Origin of the sequence: Nocardia sp. NRRL WC-3656 (genome assembly GCF_000720265.1) — a bacterium.
Lineage (GTDB): Bacteria > Actinomycetota > Actinomycetes > Mycobacteriales > Mycobacteriaceae > Nocardia > Nocardia nova.
In genome coordinates this window covers 39851-57350 of sequence record NZ_JOJF01000007.1, presented here as the reverse complement: position 1 = coordinate 57350, position 17500 = coordinate 39851, and the positions used below count along the sequence as shown (strand labels likewise).

The window sequence follows — 17500 nt, the reverse complement described above, 5'->3', positions numbered from 1 at the left end:
CTCCTTGTGAGATAAGGGTTCACATTTCGGCGAGCAACGAGTCGAGCACCGAGGAATCGGCGAACAGGCCGTGGGTGTTGGCCTCGACCGCCGGCAGCATCATCTGGTCGGCGTACTCGCGCAACGCTTTTCGAAAGTCGAGCTTTCCTTCGTGGCGGGCGGCGTAGAGCTGCAGGAAGAAGAAGAATCCGCCGCCGTTCTGCACCGCCAGATAGTTCGCCGTCGCCGATACGTCCCTGGGCCGGCGCAGGGTGCCGGCCTCGATACCGACCTCGAGATAGGACTCCACGTCCGCGCGCATCTGATCGAACAGCGAGGTCATCAGCGTTCCGCCGGCCTGGAAGCTGCGCATCAGATACGCGGTGTAGGGCGCGAACTCCTCGATTTCGGCGAGGGCCTTCAGGGTCGAATTCGGCGAGGGCTGCTGGACGTATTCCGTCTTCGCGGCCCGGATGACGGCACGTACGTGCTCGTCACACGCCTCGCGCAGGCCGTCCTTGGAACCGAAGTGGTGATTGACGAGGCCGGGCGAAACCCCCGCCGCTTTGGCGATGGCCCGCACGCCGACCCCGAATCCCTCTTCGCCGAAGACGACGATCGCCGCGTCCCGGATCCGGGCGGGCGTGCTCAGATCCGAGGCGGATCCTTCCGGTACGGCTGCTCCCTTAAACACATGTTCAATATACTAAACACTCGTTCAATCCGCACGCAAGACTCGGCCCGCGACAAATTTCGGAAGCCGAACGCGCAGGTAGACAGCTTTCAGCGAGCTATTTCCGGAACCGGCTCGATCGAACCGCCGGAGAACCGGGAGCGGCGACTAGCCGCGCGAGGCGCAGAGCAGCCCGTCTCCGACCGGGATCAGCACGCTGGTCAGGGCGGGGTCCTCGGCCACGGCCCGGGTCGCCGCCCGCACCGCCTGGGTCGCGGCGTCGCGCTGCGCCGGATCGGGCACCCGCCCGCCCAGCAGCGCGTTGTACATCAGCACCGCCCCGCCCTCGCGCAGCAAACGTACGGCCTGCTCGACGTATTGCGGATGCTCGAGTGGAGCCGCGTCGATGAACACCAGGTCGTAGGCGCCGTCGGCGAGCCGGGGCAGCACGTCCAGAGCGCGGCCGTTGATCAGCCGGGTGCGCGCGGGCGCGATATCGGCCGCGCGGAAGGCGTCCTTGGCCGCACGCTGATGTTCCGGCTCGGAGTCGATCGTGGTCAGCGTCCCGTCCTCGCGCATGCCGTCGAGCAGCCACAGGCCGCTGATTCCGGCGCCGGTGCCGACCTCGACCACCGCGCGGGCGCCGAGCAGCTGCGCGTACATGCTGAGCAGCGCTCCCACCGACGGCGGCACCGGCGCGGCGCCCAGTTCGGTGGCCCGCTCCCGCGCGGCGATGAGGATCTCGTCCTCGACCACGGATTCCTCCACGTAGGCGAGGTTGCGCTGCAGGGCCGATGCCGCTGGGATGTGGCTCACGAATATGAGGCTAACGGCGTGGCTGTCCGGGGGCGCGACGACGGCCGGTGTTTTTCTCAGGTGTCCCTCAGCCTCCCCATACCACCGGCACATCGGGAACCGCCAGAGTATTGACCAAGCAAGGGCCGGCCGACCGCCGGACGGCGCCCGGGAACACCGGACTCGGGTCCGGGGTTGTACCCGGTACGCGACGACCACCAGTCGTCGTGCGCCTACCACGGTCCCGAGTAGGAGGTCACCCCATCCACAAGGTCGATGCGGCGCGCGAGTACGCCACCCTGCCCGAGTCGAGTCTGCCGATCGGCGTCTCGGCCGATTACGAGCTGCCCGCTGCCGCTCGTAGCGATGTCCGTACCGAAGTCGAAGTTCGTCCGGAAGCCGAAGTCGGTCCCGAAGCCCGGGCCGTCGTCGCGAACGGCGCCGACTTCGACGATACCGAATCCGTCGCGGGCGAGGCCGCGGACGACGACGCGCTGAGCGGTACCGCCGCCTTCGACGCCACCGGCGACCGCACCATGATGCCGACCTGGGACGAACTGGTCCGCGAGCACGCCGACCGGGTGTACCGGCTGGCCTACCGCCTGACCGGTGACCCGCAGGATGCCGAGGATCTGACCCAGGAGACCTTCATCCGGGTCTTCCGCTCGCTGCAGAACTACCAGCCCGGCACGTTCGAGGGCTGGCTGCACCGGATCACCACGAATCTGTTCCTCGACATGGTCCGCCGGCGCAACCGCATCCGGATGGAGGCGCTGCCCGAGGACTACGACCGGGTGCCGTCCGAAGGTCCCGGGCCCGAGCAGGTCTATCACGATGCCCGGCTGGATCCGGACCTGCAGCGGGCGCTCGACGCGCTGGCGCCGGAATTCCGCGCGGCCGTCGTGCTGTGCGATATCGAAGGTCTGTCCTACGAGGAGATCGGCGCTACCCTCGGTGTGAAGTTGGGTACCGTGCGCAGCCGGATCCACCGCGGCCGTCAGGCACTGCGGGAATACCTTGCGCATAATGGTTCTCAGCAGCGGATCGCCGCTGAGGAGAAAGTCGGGTAAACAGCGGTGCAGCGCCGCGGCCGTGCCCGGCGAAGCTGTAGTCCGTCGGAAGGGTGTGCATCCGTATGACCGGCGAGGGTCGTTTCGCCCCCACCGAACACCTGGCCAATGAGGCCGTCGTCGCATATGTCGACGGCGAGCTGAGAATGAACGCCTATCTGCGCGCGGCCGAACATCTGTCCCGCTGCCCCGAATGCGCCGCCGAGGTCGAGGCGCAGCAGCAGGCCCGGGTGGCATTGCGCCGAGCGGCACAAATGCAGATTTCCGCGCCGACCGACCTGCAGGACACGCTGAGCAGAATTCCGCTGGCCGACCTGACCGGACGTAGCACCGAAGATATGTCGCGCGGCGCGAGTTTCCTCGGGCTGCGGGCGGATTCGTTCCGTTTCGCTTCCTCCTCGAATCGAGAAATGGGATTCGAGAGCAGGCGGTGGACGGGATGGTGGCGCAAGTAGAGTTTGCGAACGTGACCACCGAATCGACGCCGTCCGCTTCATCGGATTCGGCGGCCAGGGGGAACCTGAGGCCGTCGGACGCGCCCGTGCTGGGGCCGCGCCCGGTGTACCGCCCGGATATCGATAAACACACCGCCCGCGCTTTCCGCCGCCCCGAGGGGCAGGCCGGATCCTTCGCACCGCACGCCCAGGCCGCGTCCGCGCCGCGCCACGACAGTCCCGAATTGGTCAATCGCCCGCCGGACGCGGTGCTGGCCGAGGCCTTCGGCCGGCCTGCGGGTTCGGACGAGCGCCTGCAGCGCGATCCGGACGCCGCAACCGACACGCCCGATAGCGGCGCACCGGTCGATCCCTGGCGCGATCCCGCCGCCGCGGCCCGCCTCGGTGATCCCGCCATCCACACCCCCGCCCCGCAGCCGCTGCCGCCGGGTACCAAACTCGGCGCCCGCGAGGTGCTGTTCGGCGGCAGGGTAGCGCCCAAGGCGTTGGCCGTCCTGGGTGTGGTCGCCCTGATCATCGGCGTGCTCGGCGGCCTGGTGGGCCGGTTCACGGCCGAGAACACCGGGGCGCTGACCTCGCGCAAGATCGCGCTGCAGCAGGAGAGCAACACCGACAAACCGCACAGTCAGGTCGCCAAGGTGGCCGACGCGGTACTGCCCTCGGTCGTCTCGATCCGCGAGACCGTCGGCGACAACGGCGCCCTCGGTTCGGGCGTGGTCATCGACGGCAACGGCTATATCGTCACCAACAATCACGTCATCTCGATGGCGGCACAGGACAAATCCGGGCGGGCCAAGATCCAGGCCACCTTCTCCGACGGCACCAGGGCTCCGGCCCAGCTGGTCGGCCGCGACCCGAAGACCGACCTCGCGGTCCTGAAGGTCGACGTGAAGAACCTCACCGTGGCCCGGCTCGGGAAGTCGAGCGATGTGCAGGTCGGTGACGACGTGCTGGCCATCGGCTCGCCGCTGGGCCTGAGCAAGACCGTCACCTCCGGCATCGTCAGCGCGTTGCATCGCGCGATCCAGGAGAGCCCGGAGGCCGGCGACGACACCGCCGGCGCCTTCGACGCCGTGCAGACCGATGCCGCGATCAACCACGGCAACTCCGGCGGCGCCCTGGTCGACGGCGAGGGCCGGCTGATCGGGATCAACACCGCCATCCGCAGCGAGAGCGGCGGATCGGTCGGCCTCGGCTTCGCGATTCCGGTGGATCTGGTGCAGCGGGTGTCGCAGACGCTGATCCGCGACGGTGTGATGTACCACCCGTGGCTCGGCGTGAGCGCGAAGACCAAGCAGGTCGAGAACGACGTCATGAGCGGCGCCGCGGTGGCCGATGTGGTCGGCAACAGCCCGGCCGCCAAGGCGGGTATCGCCGAGGGCGACGTGATCGTCAAGGTGGGTGATCGGCAGGTCACCGAACCGGCCGAACTCACCGTCGCCGTCCAGTCCCACCAGATCGGCGAGACGGTGAATTTCCAACTGATCCGCGACGGCCGTCAGGTCGATGTGCCGGTGACGCTGGAATCCGATAAGAACGCCCCGCAAGCACCCCAGTAGCCTGGTCTTATGTTCAATATCGGCTGGCCCGAGATGGTGATCCTGGTGGTCGCCGCGCTGGTGATTCTCGGCCCGGAACGGCTGCCGGGGGCGATTCGCTGGACCGCGCAGAGTCTGCGTCAGGTCCGCGACTACGCCTCCGGCGCCACCAGCCAGCTGCGCAACGATCTGGGACCCGAGCTCGACGAACTGCGCAAACCGCTCGAAGAGCTCAACGAGCTGCGCAAGCCGCTCGAAGGTCTGCGTGGTATGACGCCGCGGTCGATGGTCACCAAGCACCTCTTCGACGGTGACGATTCGCTGTTCACCGGCACCTTCGGGGCAGCGAATCCGGGCAACGGCTCGTCCGGCGATTCCGGCATCTCACAGACCGGCTCGCCGAATTCTGTGACCGCACCCAGCTATTCGGTGCCCGAGCCGCCGAAACCGCTCGACCGCAACGAAAAACCGCCGATCGATTTCGACGCCACCTGACCGAAAAGCACTGATAGCACCCCTTACGGACCGTCCGGTCCGGCCCAAATGTCCGGCGCTCTCGATGGATTCGGCCCCTGCGGCGGATTCGTCAACCGGACTAGACACATCCGGCTGTCGAGCTATCTAGACTTCGCACATGTCAGCCGACGAGGTGGCACGGGTGTTCGCGATCGAAGACAAGGTCGAACGCCTCAAGGCTGCCACCGAAGGGGTCGCGGCGGCCCAGCAGACCATCAACGAGCTCACCCGCATCCGCCGAGCGGTGATCAGGGAGTTGCACGCCGAGGGCTGGACCTTCGCCAGGATCGGTGCGGCAGCAGGACTTTCACGCGCCCGGATTCACCAGGTCAGCACCCAGGGCCCGGTGCCGGAGGGGCTGTTCTTCGGGCACGGACCACTCACCGTGCTCACCCCGGACCTGCGCGCGGTCACACGCGCCACGCCGCTGATCGGCGCGCCGGACGCCGCCGCCCCGCACCGGCTGGCAGAACTGTTGCGACAGCTGGGATTCACCGTCACGGTCGAACGATTTCTCCCCGGACGTCCGCTGAATCTCGACCGCGAGGGCTTGATCGTGCTCGGCGGGCCCGAATTGTCGCCCAGTCTGCGCTATCTGGTGTCGGCGGATCCGCGACTGCGCCGGACCCTGGCCCGGGCCGGGCGGGTCCGCCGCGCGATCGAGGACCGGGCCGCCCGCCGGATCTACCGGCCGGGCGGCACCGAGCCCTACGACATCGCCTACCTGGCGCGCCTGCCCCGCCCCGACGGCCACGGAACCATTCTCGTCATCGACGGACTACATCCGCCCGGATCGCTGGGCGCGATACGGCTTCTCGGAACACGGCTGGCGACTCTGCACGAACGCGCCGACACCCGCGCCTTCTCGACGGTGGTCGGCGTCCGCTACGACCGCCACACCGGCGAACCGATCGAAGTGGATCTGTTGACCCCGATCTACCGTCACGAACGCTGAATCCTCGCCGTCGGCTCCGCCGCGGCGAGGTTTCGGGAGCACCGGCTCGCAGCGGGATTACCGGCTCGCAGCGAGATTCAGGCGGCAACCTCTTCGGGGCGCAGGGTGTTCATCGGCGGCCGATCCGCGAGGTGCACATCGGTGGTCAATGCCGTGAATTCCTCACCGATCAGCGGGAATTGCGTCAATGCCGCACCCGAATCGCGAATTCCGCTGCGTCCCAGCACGGTTCCGAGAATCTGCCGGCTCATGACACCCAGATCCGACAGCGGACGATTGCGATGCGTGCGCACGCCCAGATTCACCTGGCCGATCGCCGAGAGGCCCAGCATGTCGAAAGTGTCCAGCAGCAGACCGATCTCCACACCGTAGCCCGGGGCGAACGGCACCGCGGTCAACAGCTCGCGCGTTCCCGCGTACTCACCGCCCAAGGGCTGCAACACCTTCGACAGATCCGGACGCAACGCCGCCAGCAGCGGCCGCGCCACCAATTCGGTCACCCGGCCACCACCGTGCTGCTCCACCGCCGCGCCCTGGCGCAGCGGCCGCCGGTAGTAGGCCTTCACCAGATGCATACCGTCCACGGTCAGCAGCGGACCCAGCAGTTTCGGCACGAACATCGGATCGGGATCGATCAGATCCGAATCGACGAACGCCACCAGGTCGCCGGAGGTCGCGGCCAGTGAGCGCCACAGCACCTCGCCCTTGCCGGGCACCGGCTCCAGTTCGGGCACGGCCTGCTCGCGGGTGACCACCTGCGCCCCAGCCGCCCGGGCCCGCTCGGCCGTCGCGTCCACGGAACCGGAATCCAGCACCACCAATTCGTCGACCAGCGTGCCGAGCAGCGGCCGGATACTGGCCACCACATCGGCGACCGTGCGTTCCTCGTTCAATGCGGGCAGCACCACCGACACGGTGCGCCCATCCTTCGCGTCGACCAATTCGTCGATCGCCCACTGTGGTCGGTCCCACGTATTCGTGGCAGTCCAATCGAACGTCATACCAGACCTCGCAAGGTTCGTGCGGGGGGCCGGATGCCCTGAATCGCCGCGATCATGTCCACTACTCGCCGGGTCGCGGCGACCTCGTGAACTCGGAAGACCCGGGCGCCGGCCGCGGCCGCCCACGCGGTTGCCGCCAATGTCCCCTCCAATCGCTCGGAAAGTCCGACACCAAGAGTCTCTCCGATGAAATCCTTATTACTCAGCGCCATCAAGACCGGCCATCCGGTATTTACAAGAATGTCCACGGCCCGCAACAGTTCGAGCCCGTGATACGTGTTTTTCCCGAAATCGTGGGTCGGATCGATGAGAATCGCATCCGCCGCGACCCCTGCCGCGCGCGCCGCCTCGGCGGCCCGCACCAGGGTGTCGGTGACCTCGGACACCACGTCGGCGTACCGGACCCGATGCGGGCGGGTGCGCGGCCGAGCGCCGCCGGTGTGGCTGCACACGATCCCCACGCCCAGTTCGGCGGCCACGCCCGCGAGCTGCGGATCCGCCCCGGCCCAGGTGTCGTTGATCAGATCCGCACCCTCGGCCACCGCCGCCCGCGCCACCTCACTGCGCCAGGTGTCCACACTGATCAACAGGTCCGGATAACGCGCGCGGATGGCCGCCACGAACGGCACCACGCGCCGCGCCTCCTCCGCGGCGTCGACCTCGTCCCCCGGCCCGGCCTTCACCCCGCCGATGTCGACCAGATCCGCCCCCTCGGACACGGCGCGCGCCACCGCGGCCATCGCGGCGTCGTCGGAGAAGGTGGCGCCCCGGTCGTAGAAGGAATCGGGGGTTCGGTTGACGATCGCCATCACCAGCGCCCGATCCGTCGCCACCGGCTTACCGCACAGGGTGGACAGCGGTGACGCAGAACTCATGGAGGTGAGTCTAATTGCCGGGCCGTCGGCGCCCTCGGACACGACCTAGCCCCGGGGTGCGGTACCGGCCGCCACCTCGTCGGGATAGCTCGGGTAGAACGGCACATATCCCTGGTCGCGGCCCTTCAGCGCATAGACCTCGGTCGAATCGTCCGGGGTGAATCCCTGCTTGCGCAGGTCCACCTTGCGGCTCTTGAAGGTCGACGTGGTCTCCAGTTCGGGCACCACGCGGACGAACAGCGGCACCGCATATCCGGGCAGGCGGTCGTAGAGCTGAGCGGCCAGGCCGGAGCCGTCGAAGGCGGCCCCGGCGGCGAGGGTCACCGCGGCCATCCCCGCCTTGCCGTCGGCTCCGGGCACGTCCACGCCGTACACCACCGCCTCGGTGATGCCGGGCGCGCCGTCGAAGGCGCCCTCGACTTCGGTGGTCGCGACGTTCTCGCCCTTCCAGCGGAAGGTGTCGCCGAGGCGGTCGACGAAGGCGATGTGGCGCCAATGCTGGTCGCGCACAAGATCTCCGGTGTCGAACCAGCAGTCGCCCTCGTCGAATGCGTTGCGCACCAACTTCGATTCGGTCGCCGACTTGTCGGTGTAGCCGTCGAACGGGGAACGGTCGGTGACCTTCGCCAGCAGCAGGCCCACACCGCCGGAGGCAACCTTGCGCAGTCGTCCGTCGGGGTATCGCCGCGCCTTACCGGTCTCCTCGTCGAATTCCACCACGGCGTAGGGCAGCGGCCCGAATCCGGCGGTGCGGTCCACGCCGAAGGCGTTGATGAAGGCGATATTTCCCTCACTCGCGCCGTAGAACTCGACCACCCGGCCGATGCGGAAGCGCCGCCGGAATTCGTCCCACAACTCCGGGCGCAGGCCGTTGCCGACGGCCAGCCGCACCGAATGTTCGTGTTCGCGAGACGATTCCGGCTGGTTGAGCAGATAGCGGCAGAGCTCGCCGATGTAGATGAAGGCCGTCGACCTGGTCGCGATGACCTCGCTCCAGAAGTTCGACACCGAGAATTTGCGTCCCAGCCCCAACGTCGCGCGCGAGCCGAGCACCGCGCCGAGCGCGACGGTCAGCGCGTTGTTGTGATACAGCGGCAGGCAGCAGTACATGGTGTCGCCACCACGCAGGCGGATGCCGAGACCGCCCAGCCCGGCCATACTCTTCGTCCAGCGCAGGTGGGTCATCACGCTGGCCTTCGGCAGGCCCGTCGTGCCGGAGGTGAAGATCAGGAACGCGCGCTCCCGGGCACGAATGTCGGCGCACACCTCGGGGTCGGCCGGATCGGCGTCGCGGGCCAGTTCCCGCAGTTCCTCGGAGTACAGCAGATTCGGCGGCGGCTCGGGCAGCGAGCGCACCGCGTCCTCGCATTCCTCGCCGATCACGTTGACGGTGCTGTCGAGCAGGCCGAAGCTGTGGGCGAGTACCTGTTCGCGCTGATTGTGATTGAGCAGCCCGACGGTCGCGCCCAGCTTCACCGTCGCCAGTACCACGAACAGGGTCTCGGGGCGGTTGGTCATCAGCACGCCCACCACATCGCCGCGGCGCACACCGCGCTGCGCCAGCACCTGCGCGAAGCAGTTCACCTCGGTATTGGCCTCGCCGTAGGTGTATTCGCGGCCCTCGAAGCGCAGGAACGGCCGATTGGGATACCGCCGTGCCGCCTTCTGGAAGTACAGCCCGACCGAGGATTTGCCGTCGGCGCGCACCAGCATGCCGGTGGCGCCGCGCAGCATGCCCGGCGTCTCCACCGCCATCGCGGGCAGCCTGCGCACCAGATCCCAGAGACTGATCGTGTTGCGGGCGTCGGTGCTCACATTCTCCTCCAACGGGTTCCGGTCGGGCGGTGTCGAATCGCTCAGGCGGTGCCGATGCGCGGCGCCGTCAGGGCTCGGAATGCGGATGCCACATCCGCGGTCACGGTAATCCGATCCAGTGCGGGCCGCCCGATGAATCCGGCCGCGCTCAGTTCGTCCAGCCACGTGAACAGCCCGCGGTAGTGGCCGTTCGGATCCAGCACCACCAGCGGCTTGCCGTGCAGTCCCAGGTATCCGCCGGTCCACGCCTCGAAGAATTCCTCCAGCGTGCCGATTCCGCCCGGCAGGGTCAGGAAGGCGTCGGCGCGATCCTCCATGATCTGTTTGCGTTCGCGCATGGTGTCGGTGACGATCAGCTCGTCGCTGTCCACATCGGCGACTTCCTGATGCACCAGGCGTTTCGGGATCACGCCCGTGGTGCGGGCGCCCCCGGCGCGCGCGGCCACCGCCACCGCACCCATCATCGACACATGTCCGCCGCCGGAGACCAATTGCCAACCGCGCCGGGCGATTTCACTGCCCACCTCGGCGGCCAGCCGCAGCGCGTCCGGATCCGTGGCGCTGGCCGAACAGTAGACACACACCGCGAACGGCTGCCCGTTCACCACTTGTCCTCCGTCCCCGTGGACTCCTCGCCGCGGCGCGCGGCGGCCTGCAGCACGATGTCGATCAGCTCCTCCACACTGTCGGTCACGTGCAGCAGTCCCAGATCACCGGGCGAGATCTTGCCCGAGCCGGCCGGCGAATCCCGCAGCCAGTCGACCAGCCCCGCCCAGTACCGACTGCCGAACAGGATGACCGGGAAGCGGGTGATCTTGTTGGTCTGGACCAGCGTGAGCGCCTCGAACAGCTCGTCCAGGGTGCCGAAGCCGCCGGGCAGGCAGATGAAGGCCTGGGAATACTTGACGAACATCGTCTTGCGGGCGAAGAAGTAGCGGAAGTTGATGCCGAGGTCGACCCATTCGTTGAGGCTCTGTTCCATCGGCAGTTCGATGCCGAGGCCCACGGAGTATCCGCCCGCCTCGCAGGCGCCGCGATTGGCCGCCTCCATCACTCCGGGGCCGCCGCCGGTGATCACCGCGAAACCGGCCTCGGCCAGCGCGCCGCCGATGGCCCGCGCCGCCTCGTATTCGGGTGTATCCACCTGCGTCCGCGCCGAACCGAAAACCGATACGGCCCTGGGTATTTCGGCGAGGGCGCCGAAGCCCTCCACGAATTCGCTCTGGATCCGGAGCACCCGCCAGGGGTCGGTGTGCACCCAGTCGGTGGGTTCGCGGCCGTCGAGCAGATGCTGATCGGTGGTTCCGGTGCCCTGTTTGCGGGCCCGGCGCAACATGATCGGGCCCCTGAACTTCGGAGTGGACTTCGGTGATCTGGTCGGTGCGGGCTCGGACGCGGTGGACATGGGACCGAACCTACCGGTTCAGCCCTTGTGACCGGTCAGGTAGTTGCGCAGGATCTCGGTGACGACGGTGATCTGGCGGGTGGGTACGCGCTCGTCCACCTTGTGCGCCAGATTGGGGTCGCCGGGCCCGAAATTGACCGCCGGGATGCCGCGAGCGGCGAATCGCGACACGTCGGTCCAGCCGTATTTCGCGCGCACCCCGCCACCGCCATGGGAATGGACGCGTTCCACCAGGTTCTTCGCGGCCGGAGACGACAAACCCGGCAGCGCGCCCGGCGCACCGTCGGTCCGCTCGAAGCTCACATCGAGTCCGTCGAACACCTCGCGCACGTGCTCGGTCGCCTCGTCGAGGGTGCGATCGGGCGCGAACCGGAAATTCACCAGCACCTCGGCCTCGTCGGGCACCACATTGCCGGCCACACCGCCCTCCACCTTCACCGCGGACAACCCCTCGCGGTACACGCAACCGTCGATCTCCACCTCGCGCGGCACGTAGTCGCGCAGCCGCTGCAGGACGGGCGCCAGCTTGTGAATGGCGTTGTCGCCCAGCCACGCTCGCGCGGTGTGGGCGCGGGTGCCGCCGAGGCCGAGGCGGACGCGCAGGGTGCCCTGGCAGCCGGCCTCGATCCACGCGCCCGACGGTTCGCCGAGGATCGCCAGATCGCCGTCCAGCCATTCCGGCAGCTCGCGTTCGATGCGGCCGAGACCGTTGTATTCGGCGGCGATCTCCTCGCAGTCGTAGAAGATCAGGGTCAGATCGCAGACCGGGTCGGCGACGGTCGCGGCCAGGTGCAGGAAAACCGCGTCACCGGATTTCATGTCGACGCTGCCGCAGCCGAACAGCACTTCCTCACCGTCGATCGTCTCGAACCGGCCCGGCACGTTGTCGGCGATCGGCACGGTATCCAGGTGACCGGCCATGATCACCCGGTGCGGCAGCCCGCGATTCGTGCGAGCCAGCACGGTGTTGCCGTGCCGCAGCACCTCGAAGCCCTCGGTCTGCTCACGCAGGGCCCAGGCGACGGTGTCGGTGATCGCCGCCTCGTCGCGGGAGACGCTCGGGATGTCGACGAGGGTCGCGGTGATCGAGATCGGGTCGGCGCGCAGATCGATGGTCACCGGACCAGCCTAATTGTTCGCACGTCTCACGACCGGGCCGAGCGGCTCCGGCCCTGGCGGCACAGGGAGCCCGCCACCTCGCGATCCGCACCCAGTAGGCTGAGGGGCCGTGAGCACACAGGGAGCATCCGCAGTCGGCCTAGCGACGGTGACCGTGAACGGGACGGTCCTCGACACCTGGTACCCGTATCCGGAACTGGGCACGTTCGAGACGTCCGAGACCACGCGGCTGAGCCCGAGCGACCCGGAGTACGCGCGCTTCGCCGACCTGGTCGGCCCCGACGAGGCCCGCCGGGTCGAGGTAGTCGCGGTGCGCACCACGATCGCGGACCTGTCCGCGCCGCCGATCGACACCCACGACGAATATCTGCGCCTGCATCTGCTCTCGCACCGGCTGGTCCGCCCGCACGGGCTCAGCCTGGAGGGGCAGTTCGGCCTGCTGGCCAATGTCGTGTGGACCAATTACGGCCCGTGCGCGGTCGAGGACTTCGAGCTGGTGCGCGGAAAGTTGCGCGCCCGCGGCCCGGTCACCGTCTACGGCGTCGACAAATTCCCCCGCATGGTCGACTACGTGCTGCCCGCCGGCGTCCGCATCGCCGACGCGGACCGGGTGCGGCTGGGCGCGCATCTGGCCGAGGGCACCACGGTCATGCACGAGGGTTTCGTGAACTTCAACGCCGGCACCCTCGGCGCCTCCATGGTCGAGGGCCGCATCTCCGCCGGTGTGGTGGTCGGCGACGGTTCCGATGTGGGCGGCGGCGCCTCCATCATGGGCACCCTGTCCGGTGGCGGTAAGCAGGTCATCTCCATCGGCGAGCGCTGCCTGCTCGGCGCGAACGCGGGCCTGGGCATTTCGCTGGGCGACGATTGCGTCGTCGAAGCCGGCCTCTACGTCACCGCGGGCACCAAGGTCGCGCTGCCGGACGGCCGCACGATCAAGGCCGCCGAACTGTCCGGCCAGTCGAATTTGCTCTTCCGCCGCAACTCGCTGACCGGCAGCGTCGAGGTGGTCGCGCGCAAGGGCACCGGCATCGAACTCAACGCCGCCCTGCACGCCAACTGATCTCACGCGAAACGCCCCTTCCCGCTCGGCATCCGATCCGAGCGCGGAAGGGGCGTTTCGTGACTCGTGCCGGGCCTAGTCGATGCCGAAGCCGAGCACACGCTGCGGAGTGATGCGGATCAGTTCCCGCGAGCCGCCGTCGAGGTAGGTGTCGACATCTCGCAAAGCCTGTGCCACGCCACGGATTTCGAGGCAGCGCACCTGCCAGGGATTCACCGAGGCGATATCGTCGACGACAAACGCGACCCGCTCCTCCTTGGCGAGATTGCGGAACTTCTGCGAGGCGCCCATGTTGTGGCCCGCGATATCGATGGTGCCGAGGGCTTCGTTGTAGCGGAAACCCACCGGGTTGTTCTGCGGCGATCCGTCCGGGCGGATGGTGGCCAGCCGACCCAGGCGTTGGCCCGCCAGATACTCGATCTGGGCTGCAGACAGCGTTGCGATCATGCGCCGACCTTAGAACCTCGAGTACGGTACAGGTCAACCCGCCACGTTCCCGGCACCGGAACGATGGATCAGCGCAACTGCTTCTTCTGCACCTTGCCCATGGCGTTGCGCGGCAACTCGGTCACCATCAGCACCTCGCGCGGCCGTTTGTGCGCCGACAGCTGCTGGGCGACGAAGTCGATCAGTTCCCGCTCCGACATCGGGGTGTCCGCGCGCGGCACGACGTAGGCCCGGATGCGCTGCCCCAGATCCGCGTCCTCGATCCCGACCACTGCGACCTCGGCCACATTCGGGTGACCGAGCAGGCAGGTTTCGATCTCCCCGGCCCCGACGCGATAGCCACCGGATTTGATCAGATCCACCGATTCGCGCCCGACGATGCGATGGAATCCCTCGGCGTCGATCGCGGCCACATCGCCGGTGACGAACCAGCCGTCCTCGGTCCAGCTGTCGGCGGTGGCCTCCGGCCGGTTGAGATAGCCGTCGAACAGCATGGGCCCGCGCACCTGCAGTCCGCCGATACTTTCGCCGTCGTGCGGAACCGGCGCGCCCGTCTCGTCGCGCAACCTGGTCTGCACACCCGCCACCGGCAGGCCGACCCAGCCCGGCCGGCGCTCGCCGTCGGCCCGGGTGGAGAGCGTGATCATGGTTTCGCTCATGCCGTAGCGCTCCACCGGCGCCTGCCCGGTGAGCTCACGCAGCCGTTCGAAGACCGGAATCGGCAGCGGCGCACTGCCGGAGATCAACAACCGGGCATTCGCCAATTCCTTTGCGGCATCCGGGTCTTCGGCGATACGCGACCACACCGTCGGCACGCCGAAGTACAGGGTGCCGGCCGCGGCCGCATAGGCGGCGGGCGTGGGCTTTCCGGTGTGCACGAGCGGGCTGCCGACTCGCAGCGGCCCGAGCACGCCGAGGATCAGACCGTGCACGTGGAACAGCGGAAGACCGTGCACGAGCGTGTCTTTCGAGGTCCACGACCACGCCTCGAACAGGGCGTCGAGCCCGGCGGCGATCGCGCCGCGACTGAGCACGACCCCCTTGGGCGCACCCGTGGTCCCCGAGGTGTAGAGGATGAAAGCCGTTGTGTTCGCGGCCGGTTCGGGATGGCTGTGCCAGGAGCGGGCGTGTTTGCGCACCGGAATCACCGGCAGCGTGGGGTTGTCCGGCGCCGCACCGAGCCAGGCCCGCGCCCCGGAATCGGCGAGGATATGGTCCAGTTCGGCCGATCCGGCATCCGGCGGCACCGGCACGGCGGCGACCCCGGCGATCAGGCAGCCGAGGATGCCCAGCACGGTGGTGGCGGTCGGGCGGGCGAGAATCGCGACGCGACCGGCGCCGGCGATGCGTTCGGCCACCGAGGTCGCGGCACCGACCAGATCGCTGCGCGACAGCGTCTCACCGTCGATGGTGACCGCATCGGGAATGTCGTATCCGGCGGCCACGGCGGCCGGATTCAGCGAGGGCAACAGCGGCAGCGAACCGTAGGACATCGCGCCAACCTATCAATCCGGCTCGACGATCCGGCACTGCCGGCACTCTCGCCGACCGAGCGGCCGATTGCGAATTCGTCTCGTCGTCCCGCGGCCGTTGACAGCGCATTGAGGTGGTGAGACTGTCGAAGTACAGCCTTCTCACGCGGAGATGGGGGTCGATGATGACCACGTCCATTCGCAGGTCGCCCGGGCAACCGGTCGCCGACTACGATGTCGCGGCGCACCTGGACGGCTCGGCCGCCTTCTTCGGTGCCGCGGCCAACGTCATCATGCAGTTGTCGCTTCCGCCCGTCGGCTACGGCGTGGTGGAGAGCACCGTCGACAGCGGCAAGGTGATGGTGCATCCGGTCAAACGCACCCGCACGACGCTGACCTACCTCGCCGTGGCCATGCTGGGCAGCGACGACGAACGCGCCGCCTACCGCGCGGCGGTGAACTGGCAGCATCGTCAGGTCCGCTCCACCGCGCAGAGCCCGGTCAAGTACAACGCCTTCGATCCGACGTTGCAGCTGTGGGTGGCGGCCTGCCTGTACTGGGGTTCGCGCGACCTCTACGAGCGCATGCACGGCCCGATGCCCGAGCAGGAGGCCGAGGCCTTCTACCGCCACGCCGCCCGGTTCGGGACCACCCTGCAAATGCCGCAGGCACTGTGGCCGGCCGACCGCGCCGCATTCGACGCCTACTGGAACCGGCAGATCGCCGAGGTCCGGATCGATCCGACGATCCGCGCGTACTTCGACGATCTGGTGGACCTGAAGATGTTCCCGCCGCCGATCCGCCTGGCGTTCGGGCGATTTCACCGCTGGGTGGTCGCCGGACTGCTGCCGCCGAATCTCCGCACGCAGATGGAGATGCCGTGGACCGAATCCGACGACCGCCGCCTGGCCCGGTTACTGCACGCGGTCGGCGCGGTGGAGGATCGAGTTCCCAAGTCGCTCAAAATGTTTCCGGTCAACGCGTATTTGTTCGACATGCGCCTTCGGCGGCGTTTGGGACTGCGGCTGGTATGAGGCAACACGAAGTAGGCACCGAGTTCCCTCCACGACGGCACGAGTCACCTCGTCGTCGAGAATCGTGGCCGGCCAGCCAACCTGTGGCCAAGCATTTCGAGATGTGGCCACGACTCTCGAGACCCTACAACGACCTGTGATCGCTACGCCTGGTCGAACTCGCCGTCCTTCGCACCACCGATGAATGCCCGCCACTCGCCGGGAGTGAAGACGAGCGCCGGGCGAGTGCGATCTTTGCTGTCGCGCACCCCCACAAGGCCACCATCCAGGAATGCCACCTCCACGCACTCCTTTCCACCCGAAGTGCGACTGCTGGTGAACCACTGGGCATCGGACAGGTCGACGTCGTACTTTCCGCTCACGTTGCGAACTCCCTTGCTATCCGGCGAAGCAGGTCTCTGCTCGCCTGCTCATCCAGGGTGGCCCGCTGGATTCCCTGATGCGCCTCAGTGTAGTGGCGCACGTCGGCCGGCTTCTCGAGATACAGGTCGCCCGTTGGATGTTCGAGATAGACGATCGGCGGCTCGATCAGATTGCCCTTGGCGTCCTTGCCGAACTCGAGAACGATGAACTGGCTGTATACCTGGCCGAGCGGAATGCCTGCGGAGAACGGCAGTATTCGCAACGAAACATTCGGCATCGTGCTGATGTCCGCCAAGCGCTTCGCCTGAGCCGCCATCACACGTCGCCCGCCGACTGCCCGACGAATGGCCGCTTCCCCCAGCACCATCCGAAGTTCGGCCGGGCCGCGGCGCCGAGTGATGAGCGACTGCCGGCGCATTCGCATGTGCACCCGCTGCGCGATCTCTTCCGGTGTGGCGCCGGGAAAGACCTCTCGCGTCAGCACCGCTGCGTAATCCGGAGTCTGGAGCAAACCCATCACCGCATCCGGCGAGTAGACCACCAACCGCTCCGCCGCCGCCTCCAACCCCATGTACACATCGAAGTCCTGCGGGATCACGTCGTCGTACTCGTGCCACCAGTTCTGCACATTCGCTTGCTGCGCGAGGCCTTCCAGGGCGGCGGTCATGGTTTCGTCCGCGCCGAGGACCGCGCAGATTTCGCGAATGTCCGCCGATCGGAGTTTGGTCGGGAAGCGGCCGTTCTCGTAGCGCTGCACCGTGCTCGCGCTGATCTCGGCCTTCTGCGCAACCTCGTGCAGCGTCATCCCGGTCTGTGATCGTAGGTCGCGAAGGTATCGGCCGAGTTGCCGCCTGGGTACCGTACTGCCGGGTTCTGACATGTCGACTATCTCCTTCTCGGGTTCGAGGAGCTTCGATCCGGACCG

The 17500-nt window shown here is 67.8% G+C and carries 19 protein-coding genes; 7 read left to right on the top strand and 12 right to left on the bottom strand.

The window, feature by feature from the left end; all coding sequences use genetic code 11:
* Window positions 1-19: 19 nt before the first annotated feature.
* Window positions 20-673, bottom strand: a complete 654-nt coding sequence (locus IG65_RS0111635) for a TetR/AcrR family transcriptional regulator (protein WP_030514896.1) — start codon at window positions 671-673, stop codon at window positions 20-22.
* 147 nt (window positions 674-820) lie between these two features.
* Complete coding sequence (locus IG65_RS0111630) at window positions 821-1459, bottom strand: O-methyltransferase (protein WP_104392717.1); 639 nt, start codon at window positions 1457-1459, stop codon at window positions 821-823.
* Between the two features lie 215 nt (window positions 1460-1674).
* Here IG65_RS0111630 and sigE point away from each other — a divergent pair, with 215 nt between their 5' ends.
* The 5 genes from sigE (at window position 1675) to IG65_RS0111605 (ending at window position 5981) form a co-directional block, all read left to right on the top strand.
* On the top strand, window positions 1675-2517 hold the full coding sequence (gene sigE / locus IG65_RS34615) for an RNA polymerase sigma factor SigE (protein WP_063833582.1): 843 nt from the start codon (window positions 1675-1677) through the stop codon (window positions 2515-2517).
* A 65-nt stretch (window positions 2518-2582) separates the two neighbouring features.
* On the top strand, window positions 2583-2972 hold the full coding sequence (locus IG65_RS0111620; protein WP_030514893.1) for a hypothetical protein: 390 nt from the start codon (window positions 2583-2585) through the stop codon (window positions 2970-2972).
* Window positions 2957-4531 (top strand): trypsin-like peptidase domain-containing protein, encoded by a 1575-nt coding sequence (locus IG65_RS0111615; protein ID WP_051755814.1) that lies wholly within the window; start codon window positions 2957-2959, stop codon window positions 4529-4531. The genes IG65_RS0111620 and IG65_RS0111615 overlap by 16 nt, the downstream gene beginning before the upstream one ends.
* A 9-nt stretch (window positions 4532-4540) precedes the next feature.
* Window positions 4541-5005: a Sec-independent protein translocase protein TatB gene (gene tatB, locus IG65_RS0111610; RefSeq protein ID WP_030514891.1), complete on the top strand. Its 465-nt coding sequence runs from the start codon at window positions 4541-4543 to the stop codon at window positions 5003-5005.
* Between the two features lie 139 nt (window positions 5006-5144).
* Window positions 5145-5981 (top strand): hypothetical protein, encoded by an 837-nt coding sequence (locus IG65_RS0111605; protein ID WP_030514890.1) that lies wholly within the window; start codon window positions 5145-5147, stop codon window positions 5979-5981.
* 77 nt (window positions 5982-6058) lie between these two features.
* On the opposite strand, the gene IG65_RS0111600 is transcribed toward IG65_RS0111605, so the two are convergent.
* Genes IG65_RS0111600 through dapE form a run of 6 tightly spaced genes read right to left on the bottom strand, consistent with a single transcriptional unit; the run spans window position 6059 to window position 12196 of the window.
* Window positions 6059-6982, bottom strand: coding sequence for a glucosyl-3-phosphoglycerate synthase (locus IG65_RS0111600; protein WP_030514889.1), 924 nt, complete (start codon window positions 6980-6982; stop codon window positions 6059-6061).
* Window positions 6979-7857: a dihydropteroate synthase gene (gene folP, locus IG65_RS36780; RefSeq protein WP_030514888.1), complete on the bottom strand. Its 879-nt coding sequence runs from the start codon at window positions 7855-7857 to the stop codon at window positions 6979-6981. Before folP ends, IG65_RS0111600 begins: the two co-directional genes overlap by 4 nt.
* A gap of 45 nt (window positions 7858-7902) precedes the next feature.
* Window positions 7903-9672: a long-chain-acyl-CoA synthetase gene (locus IG65_RS0111590; RefSeq protein WP_030514887.1), complete on the bottom strand. Its 1770-nt coding sequence runs from the start codon at window positions 9670-9672 to the stop codon at window positions 7903-7905.
* A 41-nt stretch (window positions 9673-9713) separates the two neighbouring features.
* Complete coding sequence (locus IG65_RS0111585) at window positions 9714-10277, bottom strand: TIGR00730 family Rossman fold protein (RefSeq protein ID WP_036524162.1); 564 nt, start codon at window positions 10275-10277, stop codon at window positions 9714-9716.
* Complete coding sequence (locus IG65_RS0111580) at window positions 10274-11077, bottom strand: TIGR00730 family Rossman fold protein (protein WP_036524122.1); 804 nt, start codon at window positions 11075-11077, stop codon at window positions 10274-10276. The genes IG65_RS0111585 and IG65_RS0111580 overlap by 4 nt, the downstream gene beginning before the upstream one ends.
* Before the next feature lie 18 nt (window positions 11078-11095).
* The gene (dapE, locus tag IG65_RS0111570) at window positions 11096-12196 is read right to left on the bottom strand and encodes a succinyl-diaminopimelate desuccinylase (protein ID WP_030514884.1); all 1101 of its coding nucleotides are present in this window, start codon (window positions 12194-12196) and stop codon (window positions 11096-11098) included.
* A gap of 109 nt (window positions 12197-12305) precedes the next feature.
* On the opposite strand from dapE, the gene dapD reads away from it, so the two are divergent.
* The gene (gene dapD / locus IG65_RS0111565) at window positions 12306-13259 is read left to right on the top strand and encodes a 2,3,4,5-tetrahydropyridine-2,6-dicarboxylate N-succinyltransferase (RefSeq protein WP_030514883.1); all 954 of its coding nucleotides are present in this window, start codon (window positions 12306-12308) and stop codon (window positions 13257-13259) included.
* Window positions 13260-13334: 75 nt separating this feature from the next.
* Here the strand turns inward: dapD and IG65_RS0111560 are convergent, their stop codons facing one another.
* Together IG65_RS0111560 and IG65_RS0111555 are read right to left on the bottom strand one after the other, a co-directional pair.
* Window positions 13335-13706, bottom strand: a complete 372-nt coding sequence (locus tag IG65_RS0111560; RefSeq protein WP_030514882.1) for a PPOX class F420-dependent oxidoreductase — start codon at window positions 13704-13706, stop codon at window positions 13335-13337.
* Window positions 13707-13774: 68 nt separating this feature from the next.
* Window positions 13775-15199, bottom strand: coding sequence for an acyl-CoA synthetase (locus IG65_RS0111555; protein ID WP_030514881.1), 1425 nt, complete (start codon window positions 15197-15199; stop codon window positions 13775-13777).
* Between the two features lie 164 nt (window positions 15200-15363).
* Between IG65_RS0111555 and IG65_RS0111550 the strand changes: the two genes are divergently transcribed.
* On the top strand, window positions 15364-16212 hold the full coding sequence (locus IG65_RS0111550; protein WP_030514880.1) for an oxygenase MpaB family protein: 849 nt from the start codon (window positions 15364-15366) through the stop codon (window positions 16210-16212).
* Between the two features lie 143 nt (window positions 16213-16355).
* Here IG65_RS0111550 and IG65_RS0111545 read toward each other — a convergent pair whose 3' ends face one another.
* On the bottom strand, window positions 16356-16574 hold the full coding sequence (locus IG65_RS0111545) for a DUF397 domain-containing protein (protein WP_030514879.1): 219 nt from the start codon (window positions 16572-16574) through the stop codon (window positions 16356-16358).
* Window positions 16571-17455 carry a helix-turn-helix transcriptional regulator gene (locus tag IG65_RS0111540; RefSeq protein WP_030514878.1) on the bottom strand — a complete coding sequence of 295 codons (885 nt, stop codon included), beginning with the start codon at window positions 17453-17455 and terminating at the stop codon, window positions 16571-16573. The genes IG65_RS0111545 and IG65_RS0111540 overlap by 4 nt, the downstream gene beginning before the upstream one ends.
* Window positions 17456-17500: the final 45 nt, after the last annotated feature.